The organism is Erwinia sp. TECH1 (assembly GCF_054057575.1).
Map to the genome: position 1 here is coordinate 488035 of NZ_JBSRZK010000001.1, position 21593 is coordinate 509627.

Annotated in this window: 20 protein-coding genes; 17 read left to right on the plus strand and 3 right to left on the minus strand. The window is 56.1% G+C overall.

Annotation, left to right across the window (positions count from 1 at the left end; genetic code table 11):
* Positions 1-111 precede the first annotated feature (111 nt).
* The 8 genes from pgi to ubiA all read left to right on the plus strand — a co-directional run bounded on the left by pgi (position 112) and on the right by ubiA (position 8763).
* Positions 112-1761, plus strand: a complete 1650-nt coding sequence (gene pgi, locus ACVWZ0_RS02140) for a glucose-6-phosphate isomerase (protein WP_253456230.1) — start codon at positions 112-114, stop codon at positions 1759-1761.
* 643 nt (positions 1762-2404) lie between these two features.
* Positions 2405-2653, plus strand: a complete 249-nt coding sequence (gene yjbE, locus ACVWZ0_RS02145; RefSeq protein WP_125290158.1) for an exopolysaccharide production protein YjbE — start codon at positions 2405-2407, stop codon at positions 2651-2653.
* A gap of 79 nt (positions 2654-2732) precedes the next feature.
* Positions 2733-3374 (plus strand): YjbF family lipoprotein, encoded by a 642-nt coding sequence (locus ACVWZ0_RS02150; protein WP_253456227.1) that lies wholly within the window; start codon positions 2733-2735, stop codon positions 3372-3374.
* A complete protein-coding gene (locus ACVWZ0_RS02155) occupies positions 3371-4120 on the plus strand; it encodes a capsule biosynthesis GfcC D2 domain-containing protein (protein WP_253456224.1) in 750 nt (249 codons plus the stop codon). Before ACVWZ0_RS02150 ends, ACVWZ0_RS02155 begins: the two co-directional genes overlap by 4 nt.
* Positions 4120-6207, plus strand: coding sequence for a YjbH domain-containing protein (locus tag ACVWZ0_RS02160; protein ID WP_253456221.1), 2088 nt, complete (start codon positions 4120-4122; stop codon positions 6205-6207). The genes ACVWZ0_RS02155 and ACVWZ0_RS02160 overlap by 1 nt, the downstream gene beginning before the upstream one ends.
* A gap of 148 nt (positions 6208-6355) precedes the next feature.
* Entirely contained in the window at positions 6356-6754 is a 399-nt protein-coding gene (psiE, locus tag ACVWZ0_RS02165) for a phosphate-starvation-inducible protein PsiE (RefSeq protein WP_253456218.1), read from the plus strand.
* 602 nt (positions 6755-7356) lie between these two features.
* Positions 7357-7884, plus strand: a complete 528-nt coding sequence (ubiC, locus tag ACVWZ0_RS02170) for a chorismate lyase (RefSeq protein ID WP_253456214.1) — start codon at positions 7357-7359, stop codon at positions 7882-7884.
* Positions 7885-8763, plus strand: coding sequence for a 4-hydroxybenzoate octaprenyltransferase (gene ubiA, locus ACVWZ0_RS02175; protein WP_253456211.1), 879 nt, complete (start codon positions 7885-7887; stop codon positions 8761-8763).
* A gap of 59 nt (positions 8764-8822) precedes the next feature.
* Here ubiA and plsB read toward each other — a convergent pair whose 3' ends face one another.
* Positions 8823-11252, minus strand: a complete 2430-nt coding sequence (gene plsB, locus ACVWZ0_RS02180; protein ID WP_253461154.1) for a glycerol-3-phosphate 1-O-acyltransferase PlsB — start codon at positions 11250-11252, stop codon at positions 8823-8825.
* 128 nt (positions 11253-11380) lie between these two features.
* Between plsB and ACVWZ0_RS02185 the strand changes: the two genes are divergently transcribed.
* The 3 genes from ACVWZ0_RS02185 to ACVWZ0_RS02195 all read left to right on the plus strand — a co-directional run bounded on the left by ACVWZ0_RS02185 (position 11381) and on the right by ACVWZ0_RS02195 (position 13320).
* A complete protein-coding gene (locus ACVWZ0_RS02185; protein WP_253456208.1) occupies positions 11381-11755 on the plus strand; it encodes a diacylglycerol kinase in 375 nt (124 codons plus the stop codon).
* A 97-nt stretch (positions 11756-11852) separates the two neighbouring features.
* Positions 11853-12461 carry a transcriptional repressor LexA gene (gene lexA, locus ACVWZ0_RS02190; RefSeq protein WP_253456205.1) on the plus strand — a complete coding sequence of 203 codons (609 nt, stop codon included), beginning with the start codon at positions 11853-11855 and terminating at the stop codon, positions 12459-12461.
* 649 nt (positions 12462-13110) lie between these two features.
* Positions 13111-13320, plus strand: coding sequence for a CsbD family protein (locus ACVWZ0_RS02195; RefSeq protein ID WP_125290167.1), 210 nt, complete (start codon positions 13111-13113; stop codon positions 13318-13320).
* A 147-nt stretch (positions 13321-13467) separates the two neighbouring features.
* Here the strand turns inward: ACVWZ0_RS02195 and zur are convergent, their stop codons facing one another.
* Positions 13468-13983 carry a zinc uptake transcriptional repressor Zur gene (gene zur / locus ACVWZ0_RS02200; protein ID WP_253456203.1) on the minus strand — a complete coding sequence of 172 codons (516 nt, stop codon included), beginning with the start codon at positions 13981-13983 and terminating at the stop codon, positions 13468-13470.
* A 438-nt stretch (positions 13984-14421) separates the two neighbouring features.
* Between zur and ACVWZ0_RS02205 the strand changes: the two genes are divergently transcribed.
* The 3 genes from ACVWZ0_RS02205 (at position 14422) to pspG (ending at position 17248) form a co-directional block, all read left to right on the plus strand.
* Positions 14422-15660, plus strand: a complete 1239-nt coding sequence (locus tag ACVWZ0_RS02205) for a conjugal transfer protein TraF (RefSeq protein WP_253456200.1) — start codon at positions 14422-14424, stop codon at positions 15658-15660.
* A gap of 113 nt (positions 15661-15773) precedes the next feature.
* A complete protein-coding gene (gene dusA, locus ACVWZ0_RS02210; RefSeq protein ID WP_253456197.1) occupies positions 15774-16769 on the plus strand; it encodes a tRNA dihydrouridine(20/20a) synthase DusA in 996 nt (331 codons plus the stop codon).
* 248 nt (positions 16770-17017) lie between these two features.
* Positions 17018-17248: an envelope stress response protein PspG gene (gene pspG / locus ACVWZ0_RS02215; RefSeq protein WP_253456194.1), complete on the plus strand. Its 231-nt coding sequence runs from the start codon at positions 17018-17020 to the stop codon at positions 17246-17248.
* A 240-nt stretch (positions 17249-17488) separates the two neighbouring features.
* Here the strand turns inward: pspG and ACVWZ0_RS02220 are convergent, their stop codons facing one another.
* Positions 17489-18469 (minus strand): quinone oxidoreductase, encoded by a 981-nt coding sequence (locus ACVWZ0_RS02220; protein WP_253456191.1) that lies wholly within the window; start codon positions 18467-18469, stop codon positions 17489-17491.
* A 92-nt stretch (positions 18470-18561) separates the two neighbouring features.
* Between ACVWZ0_RS02220 and dnaB the strand changes: the two genes are divergently transcribed.
* The 3 genes from dnaB (at position 18562) to ACVWZ0_RS02235 (ending at position 21557) form a co-directional block, all read left to right on the plus strand.
* Positions 18562-19977 (plus strand): replicative DNA helicase, encoded by a 1416-nt coding sequence (dnaB, locus tag ACVWZ0_RS02225; RefSeq protein ID WP_125290172.1) that lies wholly within the window; start codon positions 18562-18564, stop codon positions 19975-19977.
* Between the two features lie 268 nt (positions 19978-20245).
* Entirely contained in the window at positions 20246-20710 is a 465-nt protein-coding gene (locus ACVWZ0_RS02230; RefSeq protein ID WP_253456188.1) for an Lrp/AsnC family transcriptional regulator, read from the plus strand.
* A gap of 232 nt (positions 20711-20942) precedes the next feature.
* Entirely contained in the window at positions 20943-21557 is a 615-nt protein-coding gene (locus tag ACVWZ0_RS02235; protein WP_125290174.1) for a YitT family protein, read from the plus strand.
* Positions 21558-21593: the final 36 nt, after the last annotated feature.

Below are 21593 nucleotides of genomic sequence, written 5' to 3' on the forward strand. Positions count from 1 at the left end.
TCTCCTCTGATAGCCGTCACCTGTTGCAGGGAAAGGCGTGCGAAAAACGCGTAACAGGTAACATGGCGCCCGGTCTGTTTTACGGTTCTTAAATAAAAAGAGTGTGTTGCTATGAAAAATATCAATCCGACACAAACCGCTGCCTGGCAAGCGCTGCAGCAGCATTTTGCAGAGATGAAAGACGTAGAGATTGCCGACCTGTTCGCGAAAGATGCCGATCGGTTCAGCAAATTTTCCGCCACCTTCGACGATCAAATGCTGGTGGACTTCTCTAAAAACCGCATCACCAGCGAAACGCTCGACAAGCTGCAGGCTCTGGCGAAAGAAACCGAGCTGCAGGATGCTATCAAGTCCATGTTCTCCGGGGAAAAAATTAACCGCACTGAAGATCGCGCCGTGCTGCACGTTGCCCTGCGCAACCGCAGCAACAAGCCGATTATGGTCGATGGCAAGGATGTGATGCCGGAAGTCAATGCGGTGCTGGAGAAGATGAAGTCGTTCTCCGATCGCATCATCAGCGGTGAGTGGAAGGGCTACACCGGTAAAGCTATCACCGACGTGGTCAACATTGGTATCGGCGGTTCCGATCTGGGGCCGTTTATGGTTACCGAGGCGCTGCGTCCGTATAAAAACCATCTGAATATGCATTTCGTCTCTAACGTAGACGGCACGCATATTGCGGAAACGGTAAAAGATCTCAGCCCGGAAACCACACTGTTCCTGGTCGCGTCAAAAACCTTCACCACCCAGGAAACCATGACCAACGCCCACAGCGCGCGTGACTGGTTCCTGAAGGCGGCGGGCGACGAGCAGCACGTAGCGAAACACTTCGCCGCGCTCTCTACCAATGCCAAAGCCGTGGGCGAGTTCGGCATCGACACCGCCAATATGTTTGAGTTCTGGGACTGGGTCGGCGGCCGCTATTCGCTCTGGTCGGCGATTGGCCTCTCTATCGTGCTGTCCATTGGCTTCGATAACTTCGAGCAGCTGCTGAGCGGCGCCCACGCGATGGACAACCACTTCGCCAACACGCCTGCGGAGCAAAACCTGCCGGTGATCCTGGCGCTGATCGGCATCTGGTATAACAACTTCTTCGGTGCCGAAACCGAAGCTATCCTGCCTTACGACCAGTACATGCATCGTTTTGCCGCCTACTTCCAGCAGGGCAATATGGAGTCGAACGGCAAATATGTCGATCGCAACGGCAACCCTGTCAGCTATGAAACCGGCCCGATCATCTGGGGCGAGCCTGGCACCAACGGTCAGCACGCGTTCTATCAGCTGATCCACCAGGGTACCAAGCTGGTGCCGTGTGACTTTATCGCGCCGGCCGTCAGCCACAACCAGCTGGGCGATCATCACGCCAAGCTGCTCTCTAACTTCTTCGCGCAGACCGAAGCGCTGGCGTTCGGCAAATCACGCGAAACGGTAGAGAAAGAGTTCGCTGATGTGGGCAAAGATGCCCAGTCCGTCGGGCATATCGTGCCGTTCAAAGTGTTTGAAGGGAACCGTCCGACCAACTCCATTCTGCTGCGTGAAATCAACCCGTTCAGCCTGGGCGCGTTGATTGCGCTGTACGAGCACAAAATCTTTACCCAGGGCGCTATCCTGAACATCTTCACCTTCGATCAGTGGGGCGTGGAGCTGGGTAAACAGCTGGCTAACCGCATCCTGCCTGAGCTTTCCGGCGGCGAGCAGGTGGCAAGCCATGACAGCTCCACCAACGGCCTGATCAACCGCTACAAAAACTGGCGCGGCTGAAACAGCTGACACGCGTCCGGCTCTCTGCTGGCGCAGCGCAAAGTCTGAAGGTCGGCCATCGCGCCGACCTTTTTTAGCTGCATAATGCGTTTATCAGATCCATCTTTACCTACTGGTGGTCCTGTTTGACAGCGACGCGGTTTCCCGCTGGCCCTGACGAACGCGGCGCTGTAACAGAGTTTAAGGTTAATTCCTCTTCCAATAATTGCTGAATGACCTGCTGCCTGGCTAAGGAAATTCTTAAATTTCAGGCCGCTAAGTCAATTTATGGCAGGAATAGTCCGAAACGTATTCTCGTTCGATGCGCTTAAAACGCTGAGTAAATACATTTAACTCACTGAAAAACTGCACTTTTAACAGAAAAAGCGCGCTGCCGCATTTTCTGCCCATAAAACGGCCGTTTTAATCACAATCGGTAGTGAATGGCGCTAACTTGTCGCGTTATGGCAGCGATAAATAGCGATATAACGAGTTTATTGACCAATTGTTGCCTTATCCCTCCAAAAATGTTTTTGTTTCACACAGCGAAGCGGCAGCAGCCAGCGCGTTTAACCGTCCTGAATTCTGGTAATTTATTGCCTTATAATGAGCCGGTCTGAAATCTTTCAGGCGAGTTATCCATTCATTCTATGAAGGATTTTGTATGAAAAAAGTCTTATGTGCTGCTGCAGCCGTAGCGTACTTAGCGACTGCTTCCGCCGCGTTTGCCGCGCCTGAAGAGGCCGGTGCCGCAGCGGGCGCCTCGGCGGGAACCCTTTCCGCCGGGACGACCACGGCAGTGGGTGTGGGCGCGCTTGGCGCGCTGGTTGGCGTGGCGCTGGCAGCAAGCAGCGGCGGTAACGGTTCCAACACCGGAACCACGACTACTACCACCACCAGCACCACTCGTTAAGTGCAGTAAATTAATCATAACCACACGCTTGTGTGGTTATTTTTTGATATTTTCAGACTTCATTCAGGAACTTACACCAGTGCGCTACCTACCACTGCTGCTTTTATGCCTGCTTGCCCAGGGCTGCACACAAACACAAAAAAGCCTGGGGGAGACGGTAAAACTCGCTCTGCTCGGGCCGGACGACGTCGAGGTAACGGCAGAGCAGGTCGAAGGCCTGCCCTATGCCAGCATGTATCTGCGCGTTAACAACGGCCAGCGTATTTTTGTGGTGCTGGGCTTTGACGAAAACGGCCAGCAAAAATGGATCACGCGCGATCGCACCATGATCGTCACGCAGCATGGCCGCGTGGTGAAAACGTTAGGCCTGGCGGACAACCTGCATGAGGTGAGCAACCTTGCTCAGGATCCGCTGGCCGATCCGCTGCATCTGACCGATGGCGCAGGCTGGACACGCCAGCTGACCTGGTCGGCAGCGGGCCGCTTCCACGCCGCGACGGCGGTATCGCGCTTTACGCGTTTGCAGGATGAGGTACTTGACCTGACAGGGCACCGCGTCGCCTGCCGCGTCTGGCAGGAAGAGGTCACGGCCGACGGTAAAACCTGGCGCAATATTTTCTGGATCGACACGACTACCGGCCAGGTTCGCCAGTCGCGGCAGACGCTGGGCGGCGACGACGTCTCCGTTGAAACCACCATCCTGAAGCCTGCAAAATCATGAAAAATATTACTTATCTCCTCGCAGGCCTCGCCGCCTGCGTGTCACTGAACGTGTGCGCCGACAGCGAAGTCACCGTCTTCTCGCCGGATCGCAGCGAAACTGCGCTGGTCAGCCATGCGCAAAACCTGGCGCAGCTGACGGCAAGCCCCGCGCTGGCAGGTACCTGGTGGCCAGGCACGGTTATCAGCGAAAAGCTGGCGACGGCAGCGGCGGTACAGCAACAGCAGCAGCTGCTGGCGCGTCTGAAAAGCTGGAGCGCGGAATTACGCGCCGACGACGACGGCGAAAAAGCCGCGGTTGTCGATAACCTTTACCAGCAGATTGCCGCCATTAAGGTCACGGGTCGTCAGATTGTGAACCTCGATCCGGACTGGGTGCGCCTGCGCCCTGAAGAGAACCGTCGGCTGGAGGGTGAATACAGCGTCTATACGCTGCAAAAACCCGGCAGCCTGACGATCGCCGGTCTGGCGAATAACAGCGGCAAAACAACCTGGGTGGCGGGCCGCAGCGTGGTTGACTATCTGGCTGACCACGAGCGTCTGGACGGCGGCGAGCGCAATTTCGTCACGCTGATCGCGCCTACCGGCAAAACCGAGCAGGTGCCGGTCGCCTACTGGAATCGCCGCGATGTTGAACCCGACGCGGGCAGCATCATTTACGTTGGCTTTTCTGCCTGGTCGCTGCCTGACGGCCCGGATCTTAACCAGCAAATTATTTCTGTTTTGACGCACCGGATCCCTGACTGATGAAAAAAACTTACCTTCTCAGCCTGCTGGCGATGTCCGTGGCCTGCGCTTGCCAGGCTCAGGCTGCGGATCCTGTCGGGCCATCGCAGTCCGACTTTGGCGGCGTGGGCCTGCTGCAGGTGCCGACGGCGCGTATGGCGAAAGATGGCGAATTCAGCCTGAACTACCGCTATAACGATCAGTACCGCTTCTATTCCTCCTCGGTGCAGCTTTTCCCGTGGCTGGAAGCCACCATCCGCTATACCGACGTGAAAACCCGTCGCTACAGCGCCGTGGAAAGCTTCAGCGGCAGCCAGTCCTATAAAGACAAGGCGTTCGATCTTAAAGCGCGACTGTGGCAGGAAGGCTACTGGTTGCCGGAAGTCTCCGTCGGCGCGCGCGACCTGGGCGGTACAGGACTGTTCGACAGCGAATATATGGTTGCCAGCAAAGCCTGGGGGCCGTTTGACTTCACCGTCGGGCTGGGCTTCGGCTATCTCGGCAACAGCGGCACGGTCAAAAACCCGTTCTGCGAGGCGGACAGCAGCTATTGCTACCGCTCCAACACCAACGGCACCGCCGGTTCGGTCAGCGACAAAGATCTGTTTAAAGGCCCGGCGGCTATTTTCGGCGGCATTGAATACCAGACGCCATGGCAGCCGCTGCGTCTGAAGGTGGAATACGAAGGCAACGACTATCAGGATGATTTTGCCGGTCGCCTGGAGCAGAAAAGTAAAGTCAACGTTGGGGCTATTTATCGCATCACCGACTGGGCCGACGTTAACGTCAGCTACGAGCGTGGCAACACGCTGATGGCGGGCTTTACGCTGCGCACCAACTTCAACGATCTGCATACCGCCTCGGTGGATGCGCCTAAGCCAGCTTATAATCCACAGCCGCAGGGCGAATTCCTCGAGCCGACGGTGGTGGCGAACCAGCTGACCGACCTGAAATATAATGCGGGCCTGGTGGGGCCAAGAATTCAGGTGAAGGGCGACACGCTTTATGTTTCCGGTCAGCAGGTAAAATATCGCAATACCCAGGAAGGGATCGATCGCGCCAATGTGATCATGATGAATGCGCTGCCGCAGAACATCGAAAAACTGAACGTGACCGAAACGCGCAACAATATGCCGCAGGTCACTACGGAAACCAGCACCGACAGCCTGCGTCAGCAGCTGGAAGGCTATCCGCTCGGCAAAGAAAAAATGCTGGATCAGAAGCGGGTTAACCCGTCCGATCCTGGCCATACCGAGCAGGGCTATTACATCGACGCGGATCGCTTTAACGCCAGCCTGTCACCGGTGCTGAACCAGTCCGTCGGCGGGCCGGAAAGCTTCTATCTGTACCAGGTCGGCGTGATGGCCAGCGCCAACTACTGGCTGACCGATCATTTGCTGGTGGACGGCAGCGTCTTCGGCAACCTGGCGAACAATTACGATAAGTTCACCTATAACGGCGCGCCGGCCGATTCCTCGCTGCCGCGCGTCCGTACCCATATCCGCGACTATGTTGACAACAACGTCTACGTAAATAACCTGCAAGCCAACTATATGCACTCCCTGGGCAACGGCTTTTACGGGCAGGTTTACGGCGGCTATCTGGAAACGATGTATGGCGGCGTGGGCGGCGAACTCCTTTATCGTCCGCTTGATTCCGACTGGGCGTTCGGCGTTGACGCTAACTACGTCAAGCAGCGCGACTGGGACAACATGATGCAGTTCACCGACTACAATGCGAAAGTCGGTAATCTGACCGCCTACTGGCGTCCCTCCTTCTTTAACCATCAGGTGCTGGTGAAGGCGAGCGTGGGTCAGTATCTGGCCGAGGACAAAGGGGCGACGCTGGACGTTTCCCGTCAGTTCGACAGTGGCGTGATCGTCGGCGCTTACGCCACCAAAACCAACGTTTCGGCGGAGGAGTATGGCGAAGGCGACTTCACCAAAGGCTTCTACATTTCTATTCCGATGGATCTGTTTACCGCTTCGCCGACGCGTGGACGCGCGCAGGTCAACTGGACGCCGCTGACGCGCGACGGCGGCCAGATGCTGGGCCGCAAGTATCAGCTTTACGATATGACCACCGATCGGGACAAAGACTTCCGCTAGGGTGCACAGCAAGGGGCGAATTTTCGCCCCTTTTTTTATGCCTGTTGCGGGCGGCTGGCCTGCGGAAAACTTGTGAAGCAGCTCACACTAAAGCATATTGTGGCGGTCAGGATGATCTGACGGGAAATCGTATTTGCAGAGGATGATAATGATTAACGCCACGCGTATTGCCTGGTTTTTACAGATGGTGCTGAACGTAGGCCTGATTTCACTGGCCGGTATTCTGGCCGTTTTTTTAGGAAAAGAGACGTTTCATCTGGCCAACGTGCTGCTGAATACCGGCGAGCAGACCTCTTCGTATCTGCTGATCGAAGGGATTGTGATCTACTTTCTGTACTTTGAATTTATTGCGCTGATTGTGAAGTACTTCCAGTCCGGCTACCACTTCCCGCTGCGCTACTTTGTGTATATCGGCATCACGGCTATTATCCGCCTGATCATCGTCGATCATAAGAATCCGCTCGACACGCTGGCCTATTCTGTCGCGATCCTGATCCTGGTGGTGACGCTGTGGCTGGCGAACAGCAACCGCCTGAAACGCGAATAGGCAGGAAGACGCTTTGTGGGCTGACGAAGCGGCAGCTTTTCGCCCAAGGGCAGAAACAAAAAAACCGCCTTTAACGGCGGTTTTTTTGCGCTGGTCAGGTAAGCGGCCTTGCCAGCAGGTTGATTGCTGATTTAACGCAAGCACTCCCAAGTACGCATAGAATGTCCTTTTGAAGAATGTCTGTCAAGTGTACAAACTGCTTGTTTAGCGTACAATGCGGGCGGGCCTTTTCGCCGTCTTAAGCAAGCGGGCACCGGATTGGGAAAAGGATTTCCAACGGCCGTAAACGCAAGTACTCCCAAGTGCTTGCATTCGCAGTTACATCTCCGGTGGTGGCATTGCGAAGCGGCCTTTAGCAGGGCCGCACAATGAAACGGTATCTTTGTATCGTGCTCGTTGTTTCTGGTGCGCTGTGGTCATCCGGAAAAGGGAAGTGGGAGCTGTCCCATAATTCCATCACGGTGATCGTTAACGCAGCAGGCAAGTAAGCCAGGAGGCCGTCCTACCGGGGCGGCTTTCCGCTTCGCTATCCTGTTAAAATTCTGTTTAACGCCTTTTGCCTTGTGCTACGCTAGCCCCATTTTACTGTCCGGAGAAGCGCAATGACCAACCGCGCGCTGACGCAGCTGCACGCTATCGAATGGCTTCCACTCTCTTCGCCCCAGCTGACGCCGTCGCTGCTTGACTGGCTGATGGAAGAAGATTCCATGACCCGCCGCTTTGAACGCCACTGCGAAAAAGTTACCGTTGAGATCCTGCGCGAGGGCTTTATCGGGGCGGAAGAGGCCGGCGCGGATGCGCTGCTGCTGCCTGAAGAGCCGCGCTACTGGCTGCGGGAAATCCTGCTGTGCGGCGATGGCGAAGCCTGGCTGGCGGCCCGCACCATCCTGCCGGAATCCACGCTACAAGGGCCGGAGCAGAAGCTGCAACAGCTTGGCAGCCAGCCGCTGGGGCGCTATCTTTTCGCCTCGTCGACGCTCAGCCGCGATTTTATCGAACCGGGACGCAGCCACGACCTGTGGGGTCGCCGCTCGCTGCTGCGCCTTTCCGGCAAGCCGCTGCTGCTGACCGAACTGTTTTTACCGCCTGCGCCGCTTTATCACGCCGTTCAGGCCGAAAGGAAGAAGTAGATGGAAAAATCTTTACCTGTCAGTAAGCTTCAGGCCTACAGTCGCCTGATGCGGATTGATAAGCCAATCGGCTCGCTGCTGCTGCTGTGGCCGACTTTCTGGGCGCTATGGCTGGCCGGGCTGCGCGTGCCGCCGCTCAACGTGCTGGTGGTGTTTACGCTGGGCGTCTTTTTTATGCGCGCGGCGGGCTGCGTGGTTAACGACTTTGCCGATCGCAAGATAGACGGACACGTCAAACGCACGCGATCGCGGCCGCTACCGAGCGGCGCAGTCACCTCGACGGAGGCGAAATTTTTGTTTGGCGGTCTGGTGCTGGTGTCGTTTTGCCTGGTGCTGACCATGAATCTGATGACCATCCTGCTCTCTTTTGGCGGCCTGGCGCTGGCGTGGATCTATCCGTTTATGAAGCGCTACACCCATCTGCCGCAGGTGGTGCTGGGCGCGGCGTTTGGCTGGGCCATTCCGATGGGCTGGGCGGCGGTCAGCGAAACGGTGCCGCTGGCCTGTTGGCTGCTGTTTTTCGCCAATATTTGTTGGACGGTCGCTTACGACACGCAGTATGCGATGGTGGACAGGGATGACGATTTAAAAATCGGCGTCAAATCCACCGCCATCCTGTTTGGCCGTTTTGATAAGCTGATTATCGGCCTGTTGCAGCTGGCCACGCTGGGGCTGATGGCCGCCATCGGCTGGCTGACGCAGCTGGGGGCGCCTTTTTACTGCTCGCTGCTGGCGGCGGCGGCGCTGTTTATTTATCAGCAAAAGCTGATTAGCGCTCGCGAACGTGATGCCTGCTTTCGTGGCTTTCTGAATAACAACTATGTGGGGCTGATCCTGTTTGTCGGCATCGCTTTGAGCTGTGCGCCGTTTTCTGGCTGATCGACAGCCAATAAAAAAGGCCGGTGTGATGCTCACGCCGGCCTTTTTTTATCTCTTACCTACTCGTACGTCAGCGCGCTTTCAATGGTCATCCGCACTTCCTGACTGATCAGATCGGCCAGCAGCTGATAGACCTTATGCGTTCTTTCATAGTGCGCATCGCCGGTATCGCTGATATAGCCTTCATCACGCAGCGTCAGCACCAACGTCGAGAACACCGCCTTATCGAAGAATTCCGGCGCGTTGATGCCGTGCAGCACCGACAGGCGCTGCGCCATGGTGCGGCTCTCTTTCTCCAGCGTACCGCGGTTGATCGACGGATTGGCGCTGAGGATAGAAAAGGTGATGGCGTAGCGCTGTAGCGTCTCCCGCACACCGGCCGCCAGCAGCTGTAGCGTATGGAAACGGGCAGGGCTGAGTCGTAGCGTTTGCGTCTGCTCGTCGGCGGTCAACAAACCCTGACGCGCCATTTCGCTGACAAGCGGATCCAGCACGCCCGGCAGCTCGTCTTTTTCCCAGTGCAGGAACAGCTCGCTTTTCAGCATAGGATAGATCACGCTGACCTGGCGCAGCAGCTCGGCGCGCGTCAGCTCCTGATGCTGCATCAAAATTACCGCAATCACCGACGGCATCACCAGCATGTGGTGAACGTTGTTGCGGTAATAGGTCATCAGCACCGCCTGCTCGCGCGGCAGCACGATGATCTCGCCGATATTATCCTGCTCGATCTCGAACTTGTTCATGCTGAGCGCATGATCCAGGAGCGCTTCCGGCGTCATGTCCGGCACGGTGGCGTCCGGCGAATAAGGCACGTTGCGCAGCAGCTGAATATAGCAGTCCAGCTGTTCCACCAGCTGCTCACGGGTTAGCGAACGCTGACGGGAAGCCAGCAGCGCGGTAACGCACAGGTTCATGGCGTTGGCCGCGCCCGCGTTATTGATCCGCACCATGACGCGCTGGGCGATATCGTTGACCGCTGGCGTCAGCCAGGCCGGACGCTGGGATTCGATCGGATCGATAGCGTCGCGCCATTCCGGCACGTGCTTGTTCAGGTAAGCCACCAGCGGCAGCGGTTCACCGAAGTTGACGTAGCCCTGGCCCAGATTGCGCAGCTTGCGCAGCCCGCGCACCATCTGCATAAAGCCTTCTTTTTCTTTGGTCGCGCCGCGCAGCTCTTTGGCATAGGTGCCAACTTCCATGACGTGCTCGTAGCCGATGTAAATCGGCACCAGCGTAATCGGGCGGTTGCCGCCGCGCAGCATCGCCTGAATGGTCATCGACAGCGTGCCGGTTTTCGGATCGAGCAGGCGTCCGGTACGGGAACGGCCGCCTTCCACAAAGTACTCCACGGAATAGCCACGGGTGAACAGCTCGCCCAGGTATTCGCGGAAAACGGTGGAGTAGAGCTTGTTGCCCTTAAACGTGCGGCGAATAAAGAACGCGCCCAGGCGACGGAAAATCGGGCCGGCCGGCCAGAAGTTCAGGTTGATGCCCGCAGCGATATGCGGCGGCACCAGGCCCTGGTGATAAAGCACGTAGGAGAGCAGCAGGTAATCCATATGGCTGCGGTGGCACGGCACGTAAACGATTTCATGGCCGTCCTGCGCCAGCTGACGCACGCGCTCGCCGCCGTTGACGTTGATGCCCTGATAGAGCTTGCTCCACGTCCAGCCCATGATCCTGTCGGTCAGACGGATTGCCTCGTAGGAGAAATCCGCGGCAACTTCTTCCATCAGCTCAATGGCGTTCTGCTGCGCCTTCTCATGGGAGATTTTCTTACTGCGCGCTTCGTCCTCTACGGCCTTGGCGATAGCCTTGGACTGTAAGAGCTTGTTGAACAGATCCTGACGCACAGGCAGACGCGGGCCGACTGCGGCAAGGCGCTGACGGGCAAAGTGCATTCTGGCCACGCGCGCCAGCTTCTGGGCGATGGTTTTATCGGTGCCGTGCTCGGTTGCCATACGGCGCAGCGACACCATCGGCGAGAAACGCACAAAGCTGTCGCGGCCCAGCCACAGGACGGCGATAAATTTCTGAATGCCGTTCAGCACGCGCAGATGCGGCTGGCTTTCGCCCTGAACTTCACGCCCCGGCGCCCGACCAAACATAATCGAGACGGGCACCATCTGCACGTCCAGCAGCGGGTTGCTGCGATGGAGATCCAGATAGTCGTGAAACGTCTTTACGGATTCCGGATTGGCCGCGTAATAAGGAAATACGCGCGGGCCATCATGAATAAAGACGTAGCGGGGCAGCAGCGTGCCGTCGATCTCCAGCGGGTCTAAAGGATCGGGCAGATCCTCTTTGCGACACTGCTCACGCAGCGCCAGCAAATCGGCCTTTGAATCGTATGGCAGCACATACATAATAGGACGCGACGTATCCAGCCCCAGCTCAACGACCGGCTCGGCAGGGATCGCTTTACTTTTTACCAGCATTTTTACCGGTAAATTCAATAATTTGTAATATAAGTTACGCCAACCTGACATAGACAACATAAAGCCTCTTGTTAGCAAAGCGCCGCAAGCATACCAGAATCCTTGCATGAGATCTGTGGTGTTGCAAAATGTGCGCTACCCTGACATTGACGCTAAACAGAACAAAGGGTTCCCTGATTATGGCAAATAACGCCTCGGGTTTAACGCGGATCATTAAAGCTGCGGGGTATTCCTGGAAAGGATTACGGGCGGCCTGGCAACACGAGGCGGCTTTCCGCCAGGAAGTGGTTGCGGCGGTAGTGGCGATTATTATCGCCTGCTGGCTGGACGTGACGCCTTTGGCCAGAGTCATGCTGATTGGCTCCGTCGCGCTGGTGGTGATTGTGGAAATCCTCAACAGCGCGATAGAAGCCGTGGTCGACAGGCTGGGCAATGAGTTCCACGAGCTTTCCGGGCGCGCCAAAGATATGGGCTCAGCTGCCGTGCTGTTAGCTATTCTGTTAGCGGTTTTTGTCTGGCTGTCGATTCTGCTTTCTCACCAGCCGCCGGGCTAAATAGCTATCACCATGGTTTTTTATCCGGCTTGAGGTTTTCATTGACGAAATACCTGTATATACTCACAGTCGACTGTATAAACAACCAGGGGGCGGGATGAAAGCACTAACGGCAAGGCAGCAGCAGGTCTATGACCTGATTCGCCAGCATATTAACCAGACCGGCATGCCGCCGACGCGGGCAGAGATTGCCGCTCAGCTCGGCTTCCGCTCCCCGAATGCGGCTGAAGAACACCTGAAGGCGCTGGCGCGTAAAGGCGTTATCGAGATCGTTTCCGGCGCATCACGCGGTATCCGCCTGATGATGGAAGAAGTCGATGGCCTGCCGCTGATTGGCCGCGTGGCGGCAGGCGAACCGCTGCTGGCGGAACAGCATATCGAAGGCCATTACCAGGTCGATCCCGATCTGTTTAAGCCGGGCGCGGATTTCCTGCTGCGCGTTAGCGGCATGTCGATGAAGGATATCGGCATTATGGATGGCGACCTGCTGGCGGTTCATAAAACCCAGGACGTGCGCAATGGCCAGGTCGTGGTAGCGCGTATTGATGATGAAGTCACCGTCAAGCGCCTGAAAAAGCAGGGCAACATTGTGCAGCTGCTGCCGGAAAACAGCGAGTTCCAGCCGATTGTGGTGGATCTGCGTGAGCATACCTTCTCTATCGAAGGGCTTGCCGTCGGCGTGATCCGCAACGGTAGCTGGCTGTAATAGCCAGACGCCGTGCCGCCTCTGCGTCGTTGCGATGACGCAGAGGCTTGCTTCTACCGGCGGGCGTATCGCCTACGGCTTTTATTTCGCACCTCTCATATTGTCTGAATCCTTCTGCTGTCTGCCCCTGCCATATTGTCTGACCGTGCCTTCGGTTGTTGTCTGCGCCTGGCATATTGTCTGACCGTGCCTGAATGTCTCCTGTGGAGCGCAAGCCATCGTAGTTCTGTCCGACATATATCGATGCCCGCTCCTGTTCGTATTTAGCGTTTATTGTCTTTTCGTATCCCACGCTGATATTTACTGCCTGTTGGTATTCCGCATTGGCGTTTATTGTGTGTTGGCATTCCGTATGGGCAGTTACTCTCTGTTTGCATCCGTCTTTTCCCGAACCCCGCCGATCGAACTGGAAAAATCGCCTCAGCGCTTCTGTTCTCCCGCTTCTTAAGTATCCGAGCCCGCGCGATTTTTGCTGCCCGGCCCGTGCCGCTTCGCTTTTTTTTAGAAAAATACGCCGCCTCGCCGTGCAAACCTGCCATCTTCTACTACAATTATCTGTACGTTAAGCATTTGGGCAGCGTTTTATGTTGCTGTCAGCGGTTTTGCTGTAACGATAAGCTGTTATCACCTAAGGTTAAGGAGAAACAAGATGAATAAAGACGAAGCCGGCGGTAACTGGAAACAGTTAAAAGGTAAATTTAAAGAAAAATGGGGCAAGCTAACCGATGACGACATGACCGTCGTAGAAGGTAAACGCGATCAGCTGGTCGGTAAAATTCAGGAACGTTATGGCTACACCAAAGACCAGGCTGAGAAAGAGCTGGGCGACTGGGAAACCAGCAATAACCATCGTTTCTGATAAGATAGCCTCCGGAAAGGCTGACTGGCACTGCCAGGGCCGATTCTCCGGATAGCCTTCTAAAGCAAGGGCAGCGCTTCTGGCGCTGCCCTTGTTGTTTTGTCTGGCGCGATCCCGCCGCTTAAATTATTCTGATGGTTGACCGTTTCAACGACCGCGCTTTTTTGTCCCAAGCGTATGATCGTGCTGGCACGCATCCTGATGCTGGCAGGCTTCCACCTCAACGCAGCTTTGGCACAATCCGTGCGCTTCAATCACGCTGTTGGTCAGCGCAAAGCCCGCTGCCCGCGACAAGGACTTCAGAATATCCTGCACGCCTTCCGCATGTTGCTCCGCTACGCCGCCGCAGCGGTCGCAGATCAGCATCGCCGAGGTATGCGCAGGCTCTTCGAAATGATGGCAGACGACATAGCTGTTGGTGGACTCCACGCGATGCACGAATCCCTGCTCCAGCAGAAAGTCCAATGCCCGATAGATAGTGGGCGGTTTGGCCTGCGGTTCGCTGGCGCGCAGCAGATCCAGCAGGTCGTACGCGCTGATCGCGCCGTGGTGCTGGCTCATCAGCCGCAGCACCTCCAGACGCTGAGGCGTCAGCCTGACGTTGCGCTGCTGACAGATAGCTTCCGCCTGCGACAGAATATTTTCAGGACTGTTAATGTTCATAGATCTCCCCAGGCTGGCTTAGCACGTTATATTATCACAGCGCCGATAAAAACGCCGCGCTTCCGGCTTCCCGCCTGAGCGTCTCCCTTCATCGCTATGCCCGCAAAAAATTTCAGTCAAATCCGAAGAGCGGAAGCTCACCTTTGTCATCAACTGCGTTGTACCATTCATTACTAAAGAAGACCGTCAATAACGGTTGCACTCTGAAATGTTTTGGCTACATTTACTTAAATATTTGTAAACCTTTCCACAGCAGACGTTGAAAACACGGCTTATTTTCAAGCCAGCTAGCAGATTAAAAGCCGTGCAATGAGCAGAAAAGCCCCGGTAATTTGACTTAGTTCAGGCTAATGACTTAGCACCGTTCGGCCCATTATACGGACAATCACACTTGTCGCGCTTCAGGCGCTGTCTCCTTTGTTGAAGGGTTAGAAGTAAATGGTCAAAAAATTTAAGCTGAACAGATTCACCCGACCGGTTGTATTTCCCGTGCTGTTTCTGGCTCCGCTAAGCGCTCTGGCCGCTGGCAACTACTACGACGCTCGCAACGATGCGATGGGTGGCACGGGCGTAGCCTCTTCAACCTATGGCACGGCGGTGCTGGCTAACCCGGCGCTGATGACGAAAGCCCAGCCGGAAGACGATGTCAGTATTATTCTTCCGGCCGCTGGCGCGCAGCTGACGGATAAGCACAAGCTCATCGATAAAGTGGATGACCTGAGCGACAGCGTTGACCGCTATCAGGACATTGCCGAGCAGGATCCCATCAGCCTGAATTATCCACGCGTGCGGGCGGCGGCCGGCGATCTGGCGAGCCAGCTGCGCGGCATCAAGGGCAACAAAGCCTGGGCTACGGCAGGCGCGGCCGTGGCGGTGACCGTGCCGAACGAAGTGCTGCCTTTTGCCTTTGTGGCGAAAGCTTACGGTACGGCGCACGTGACGGCGAACGTCAGCCAGGGCGATATCGACTATTTGCAGCGCATTGCCGACGGCACCGATTTTCCACGGCCGGGCGCGCAGGACTCGCTGACCTCGTCAGCGCTGGGACGCGGCGCCATAGTTTATGACTACGGCGTTGCCGTGGCGCATGAGTTCAATATTGCCGGTCATCCGGTTTCGTTTGGCATCACGCCGAAGATCCAGAAGACTTATCTCTATAACTATAGCGCCTCCGTTTATAACTACGACAAGTCGGATTTCACCAAAGGGCGCTATAAAAATTCCAATACCGGTTTCAACATGGATGCCGGTGCGGCGACCGATCTGAACGATAACTGGACGCTGGGCGTCAGCGCGCAGAACCTGATTGCCCGCGATATCGATACCCGCGAAGTGAACGGCTACAAGGATACTTACCAGATCCGCCCGGTAGTGACGCCTGGCGTCTCTTATCATACCGAGCGGCTGACGGCGGCGCTGGATGTGGACGCCACGCCGACCAAACGGTTTAAAACGGTGGAAGACAGCCAGTATGCAGGCGTGGGCGCGGAGTATCGCGTACTGGACTGGCTACAGCTGCGTGCAGGTTATCGTGCGGATATGAAGTCTAACGATACCAACGTGGTCACCGCCGGTTTTGGCGTGTCGCCGTTTAACAAGGTGCATCTGGACCTGGCCGGAATGCGGGGCAATGACAATACCTGGGGCGCGGTAGCCCAGCTTAACTTCACGTTCTGATTTCTCTCAGGGGCGCATCACCGTGCGCCCTTACAGCCCGTTTAGCGATTGCGGGCAGTCATGCTATCATTGCGCACATTATCGTCATTTGTTAATCAGAGTCTTTGCGCTTTATGACCCAAAATTTACCTGCCCACCGTTTTTCCGTTGCGCCAATGCTGGACTGGACCGACCGCCACTGCCGCTACTTTCACCGTCAGCTGAGCCGTCAGGCGCTGCTTTACACTGAGATGGTGACCACCGGCGCCATTATTCATGGCAAAGGCGACTATCTGGCCTGGAACCAGCAGGAGCAGCCGGTCGCCCTGCAGCTTGGCGGTAGCGATCCGCTTGCGCTGGCGCAATGTGCCGAACTGGCGCAGGCTCGCGGCTATAACGAGATCAACCTGAACGTCGGTTGTCCTTCCGACCGCGTGCAGAACGGACGCTTCGGCGCCTGCCTGATGGGAGAAGCCGCGCTGGTGGCGGACGCGGTGAAGGCCATGCGCGATCGCGTGTCGATTCCGGTCACGGTAAAAACCCGTATCGGCATTGATGAGCAGGACAGCTATGAGTTTCTCTGCGATTTTATCCGTCAGGTATCGGAACAGGGCGGCTGCGACATGTTTATTATCCATGCGCGTAAAGCCTGGCTTTCCGGCCTCAGCCCGAAAGAGAACCGCGAGATCCCGCCGCTGGACTACGAGCGCGTTTATCAACTGAAACGTGATTTTCCGCATTTGACGCTGTCGATTAACGGCGGCATCAAGTCGCTGGCGGAAGCCAAAGCGCATTTGCAGCATGTGGATGGCGTGATGGTAGGCCGCGAAGCCTATCAAAATCCGGGAATGCTGGCAGAGGTTGATCGGGAGCTGTTTGGCTGCGATCGTCCTGCGGTCGATCCGGTGGCGGTGGTGCGCTCAATGTACCCTTATATTGAAAGCGAACTGGCGCAGGGAACTTACCTGGGCCATATCACTCGCCATATGCTGGGGCTGTTTCAGGGGATCCCTGGCGCACGCCAGTGGCGTCGTTATCTGAGTGAAAATGCCCACAAGCCGGGTGCGAACGTAGAGACGCTGGAAGCCGCGCTGGCGCTGGTGGCCGACAAGGTACCGACAGCGGTATAAGCCGTCGGGCCAAAGGCGCTATCAGTAAGCGGCGGCCGGCAGAAATCCTCGAATGACCGCCTGTAAAGCACGGCCTGCTGCTGGCTCGCTATTACCTGGTCAATATCGCGCCAGGTAATAGCGATATTGACCAGGCCCTCCGTGCGGTTCTTTTATCCTTTCTCATTAAATTCAAAGCTTTAGATGAACTGCATTTCTGGCACGGATCTTGTAATAGTGCTACAGCATCTTTAACGGGAGGAACGCTGATGGAAATCTTTTTCGTGCTTGGCTTTTTTGTCATGCTGCTGCTGACGGGCGTTTCGCTGCTGGGGATTATCCTGGCGCTGTTTGTCGCCAGCGTAGTGATGATGTTCGCCGGTTTGCTGATGGTGGTCATTAAAATGCTGCCTTGGCTGGCGCTGGCGGTCGCTGCGGTATGGATTTATCGCGCATACCGTAAACCGCCGTCAAAAACAGCACGCTGGATATCTCGCTAATTTCAGAGCGTTGACGCCAGGTTTGCAAAAGGTAATGCGGAGTCGATCACAACCTGGCAGATCGCACAGACAAATTTGCAATTAAACATATTTTTTACTTATGAATTCTGTCAGGATGATTTTACTGAATTGCCGAAATTCATCGCCGCTGACCCTACAACCAGCGCGAACTATAAAAAAGAAAAAGGGGCTTCCTACGGGAAGCCCCACTTATTTCTGACAGGCCTGGCGCGTTTGCCGTCAGGGGATCAGCAGGCAGGAGCCTTGAGTGGCACGGCTTTGCAATGTTTTATGCGCCTGCTGCGCGTCCGTTAACGCAAACTTCTGCTGTTCCGGCACCTCTACCTTAATCGCACCGCTGGCTATCAGCGAAAACAGCTCGTTGCTGGCCTGCGTCAGCGCATCGGCGTTGGTGATATAGCCGTTAAGAGAAGGGCGGGTCACGTACAGCGATCCTTTCTGGGTGAGCGTCGATAAATTCACCCCGGTCACCGGCCCGGAGGCGTTGCCGAAGCTGACCATCAGGCCGCGCCGCTGCAGGCAGTCCAGCGAGGCTTCCCAGGTATCCTTGCCTACCGAGTCGTACACCACGCGCACTTTCTTGCCGTTGGTCAGTTCCAGCACGCGCTTTGCCACATCTTCTTCGCGATAGTTAATGGTTTCCCAGGCGCCGGCCTCTTTGGCTCTTGCCGCTTTTTCCGCCGAGCCGACGGTGCCGATCAGATGCGCGCCCAGCGCTTTCGCCCACTGGCAGGCGATCAGCCCTACGCCGCCCGCCGCCGCCTGAAACAGAAAGGTTTCGTCCGGCTGTACCACGTAGGTCTGCCGCAGCAGGTAATGCACGGTCAGCCCTTTCAGAAACGAGGCCGCCGCCTGCTCAAAAGAGATGGCGTCCGGCAGCAGCGCCAGCTTGTCAGCCGAAACGGCATGATATTCGCTGTAGGCGCCCAGCGCCGACTGCGCATAAACCACGCGATCGCCAACCTTAACCGTAGTCACGCCTTCGCCCACGCTCTTTACCACGCCAGCCGCTTCCGTTCCCAGGCCAGAAGGCAGCGAAGCCGGATAAAGCCCGCTGCGCACGTAGGTATCAATGTAGTTAATGCCTATCGCTTTGTTCTCAACCACAACCTCGTCAGCGGCCGGTTCCGGGATGGCCGCATCGATAATCTGCATCACTTCCGGGCCGCCGTGCTGACTGATTTGTATGCGTTTTGGCATGGTCACTCCTGTTGATTGCGCGTGATTGATGGAGGACGAAAGGCCGTCAAACGGGTATACTGGCGCGTCCCCACACAAGGTATTACATCACTATGGCAGGAAATAAACCCACCAACAAATCCAATGAAAACCGTGAGCCGCGCGACCGGCAAATGGAAGGGCTGAAGCTGCCGCCCCATTCGCTGGAAGCGGAGCAGTCCGTGTTGGGCGGCCTGATGCTGGATAACGAGCGCTGGGATAACGTCTCTGAGCGCGTGGTGGCGCAGGACTTCTTTAGTCGTCCGCATCGCATGATCTTCAGCGAAATGCAGCGGCTGCTGGAAATGGGCAAGCCAATCGATCTGATCACGCTTTCCGAGTCGCTGGAAACCAAAGGTGAACTCAGCATGGTCGGCGGCTTCGCTTACCTGGCTGAATTATCGAAAAATACGCCAAGTGCGGCGAACATAGGCGCCTATGCCGACATCGTACGCGAACGAGCGGTGGTACGCGAAATGATCGCGGTGGCAAACGAGATCGCCGATGCCGGTTACGATCCGCAAGGCCGCACCAGCGAAGATCTGCTCGATCTGGCGGAATCCCGCGTTTTCCAGATCGCCGAAAATCGCGCCAACAAGGATGAAGGGCCGAAAAGCGTCGATCAGATCCTGGAAGCGACGATCTCCAGGATCGAATCGCTTTACCAAACGCCGCATGATGGCGTAACCGGCGTTGACACCGGCTATCAGGATCTTAATAAGAAGACCGCAGGTCTCCAGCGCTCGGATTTGATTATCGTGGCGGCGCGTCCGTCGATGGGTAAAACCACGTTTGCCATGAACCTCTGCGAAAACGCGGCGATGTTGCAGGATAAACCGGTATTGATCTTCAGCCTGGAAATGCCCGGCGAACAGTTGATGATGCGTATGCTGGCCTCGCTTTCCCGCGTTGACCAGACCCGTATTCGTACCGGCCAGCTGGATGACGAAGACTGGGCGCGTATTTCCAGCACGATGGGCATTCTGCTGGAGAAGAAGAACATGTTTATCGATGACTCTTCCGGCCTGACGCCAACGGAAGTGCGCTCGCGCGCGCGACGTATTTTCCGTGAGCACGGCGGGTTAAGCCTGATTATGATCGACTACCTGCAGCTGATGCGCGTCCCGGCGCTGTCCGATAACCGTACGCTGGAGATTGCCGAGATTTCCCGCTCGCTGAAGGCGCTGGCAAAAGAGCTGCAGGTGCCGGTCGTGGCGCTGTCGCAGCTTAACCGTTCTCTTGAACAGCGTGCCGATAAGCGTCCCGTTAACTCCGATCTGCGTGAGTCCGGCTCCATCGAGCAGGATGCCGACCTGATCATGTTTATCTATCGTGACGAGGTTTACCACGAAAACAGCGATCTGAAAGGCATTGCGGAAATCATTCTGGGCAAGCAGCGTAACGGCCCTATCGGCACGGTGCGCCTGACCTTTAACGGCCAGTGGTCGCGCTTTGATAACTACGCCGGCCCGCAGTACGACGACGAATAAGCTCTTCTTTCTTTGCCTCTTCCGGTAGCGGCCGTTATTGGAAGAGGGTTTTCATTGCCTTCAGGCATATCAATACGCTAACCCTTTATTCTCTCCTGCTGTTCTTCTCGTAATTTTTTTGAATATTAATCTCTGACAAGAAAGCCATTACCAATAAGCGTGCGTTTACCCGGCAGCGGTTTTTCCCTTAGGAAAATAGTATTGGACAACGAGGCGGGAACTGCGCTTACCTGTCCGGTAGGAAAAATAATTAGCCGCCGGATAAATGATGACCCAGATCGATGATTATGACTTCAAAATACTGACGCTGCTGGAAAGCAATGGCCGCCTGACTAACCAGGAGCTGAGCGATCTGGTCGGGCTTTCCGCTTCACAGTGCTCCCGCCGCCGCATCAACCTTGAGCAGGCGGGGCTGATCCTCGGCTATCACGCACGGCTTTCAGCTAATGCGGTAGGGCTGGGCCTGATCGGCCTGATTGAAGTCCGCCTGATTAACCACACCGCTGAATACGTGGACAGCTTTACCCGCATGGTGGCTGAAGAAACGGCTATCGTCGATGCCTGGAAAACCACCGGCGACGCCGACTATCTGCTAAAGGTCGCCGTCGCCGATTTGCCCGCGTTGAGCGCGCTGATTAGCCAGCTGGTGGCGGGACATCGAAGCGTGTCGCATGTTAAGACCTCTGTCGTGCTCACCCGCCTGAAAGAAAACGGCATGATGACGCCTGGCTGACCAATAGCCCTTTTTTGGTGCAGATGTGGATCAATTTAGTGCATGGTCAGGGTATGCCATGCGAGATATAAGCGTGTTTCCTCTTATTCATGCATATATTGATGCTTTTACCCCGTAAATGCGCACAAGGTTAATTCTTTCCAGTCAATCACTTGTCTCGCCATCACCCGAATGGCAAAAGAGTGGTGCGATTCTTGCTGAGTCAGCGTTTATTTCTCAGAGAATCAACCTTATGGATAACGTCGTTCAGCCTGTTAAAGTCCCCCATACCTTTATCGAAGATGCGCTGGCGCTGCTGTTTGGAACGCTGATGGTCTCGTTTGGCGTAATGCTGTTAAAAAGCGCAGGCGCCCTGACCGGCAGCACCGCAGGTATCGCTTTTCTGCTTAGCTATCTGACGCACGCTTCTTTCGGCCTCGCTTTTTTCCTGATCAACCTGCCTTTTTACTGGCTGGCGGTAAAGCGCATGGGCTGGGCGTTTACCCTTAAAACCTTCAGCGCCGTCGGCCTGGTGTCGCTGTTTACCCATCTGCATACGCTTTTTATCCATTTTTCCGCGCTGGATCCCTTTTACGCCACGCTGTTCGGTAACGTCATTATGGGGATTGGGTTTATAGTACTGTTCCGCCATAAGGCCAGCCTGGGCGGCGTGAATATTCTGGCGTTATGGCTACAGGATCGTTACGGTATCCGTGCCGGAAAATTACAGATGGCGGTCGATACCTGCGTGGTACTGGCCTCGCTGTTTGTGGTGCCGCTGCCGATGCTGGCGGCCTCGGTTGCGGGCGCGGCGATCCTTAACCTGATTATCGCCATGAACCACCGCCCTGGCCGTTACGCTGTCTGAACCAGGTGCGGCGCCCTTTGTCGCGCAAGGCCGCGA

Bases quoted from the DNA above. Each gene is read 5' to 3' on its own strand.
- ACVWZ0_RS02220 (WP_253456191.1), bottom strand. From the start codon at position 18,469: ATGCCAAAACGCATACAAATCAGTCAGCACGGCGGCCCGGAAGTGATG.
- ACVWZ0_RS02155 (WP_253456224.1), top strand. From the start codon at position 3,371: ATGAAAAATATTACTTATCTCCTCGCAGGCCTCGCCGCCTGCGTGTCA.
- pspG (WP_253456194.1), top strand. From the start codon at position 17,018: ATGGAAATCTTTTTCGTGCTTGGCTTTTTTGTCATGCTGCTGCTGACG.
- ACVWZ0_RS02160 (WP_253456221.1), top strand. From the start codon at position 4,120: ATGAAAAAAACTTACCTTCTCAGCCTGCTGGCGATGTCCGTGGCCTGC.
- lexA (WP_253456205.1), top strand. From the start codon at position 11,853: ATGAAAGCACTAACGGCAAGGCAGCAGCAGGTCTATGACCTGATTCGC.
- zur (WP_253456203.1), bottom strand. From the start codon at position 13,983: ATGAACATTAACAGTCCTGAAAATATTCTGTCGCAGGCGGAAGCTATC.
- dnaB (WP_125290172.1), top strand. From the start codon at position 18,562: ATGGCAGGAAATAAACCCACCAACAAATCCAATGAAAACCGTGAGCCG.
- yjbE (WP_125290158.1), top strand. From the start codon at position 2,405: ATGAAAAAAGTCTTATGTGCTGCTGCAGCCGTAGCGTACTTAGCGACT.
- ACVWZ0_RS02195 (WP_125290167.1), top strand. From the start codon at position 13,111: ATGAATAAAGACGAAGCCGGCGGTAACTGGAAACAGTTAAAAGGTAAA.
- pgi (WP_253456230.1), top strand. From the start codon at position 112: ATGAAAAATATCAATCCGACACAAACCGCTGCCTGGCAAGCGCTGCAG.
- ubiA (WP_253456211.1), top strand. From the start codon at position 7,885: ATGGAAAAATCTTTACCTGTCAGTAAGCTTCAGGCCTACAGTCGCCTG.
- ACVWZ0_RS02235 (WP_125290174.1), top strand. From the start codon at position 20,943: ATGGATAACGTCGTTCAGCCTGTTAAAGTCCCCCATACCTTTATCGAA.
- ubiC (WP_253456214.1), top strand. From the start codon at position 7,357: ATGACCAACCGCGCGCTGACGCAGCTGCACGCTATCGAATGGCTTCCA.
- ACVWZ0_RS02230 (WP_253456188.1), top strand. From the start codon at position 20,246: ATGACCCAGATCGATGATTATGACTTCAAAATACTGACGCTGCTGGAA.
- ACVWZ0_RS02205 (WP_253456200.1), top strand. From the start codon at position 14,422: ATGGTCAAAAAATTTAAGCTGAACAGATTCACCCGACCGGTTGTATTT.
- dusA (WP_253456197.1), top strand. From the start codon at position 15,774: ATGACCCAAAATTTACCTGCCCACCGTTTTTCCGTTGCGCCAATGCTG.
- ACVWZ0_RS02185 (WP_253456208.1), top strand. From the start codon at position 11,381: ATGGCAAATAACGCCTCGGGTTTAACGCGGATCATTAAAGCTGCGGGG.
- plsB (WP_253461154.1), bottom strand. From the start codon at position 11,252: ATGTCAGGTTGGCGTAACTTATATTACAAATTATTGAATTTACCGGTA.
- psiE (WP_253456218.1), top strand. From the start codon at position 6,356: ATGATTAACGCCACGCGTATTGCCTGGTTTTTACAGATGGTGCTGAAC.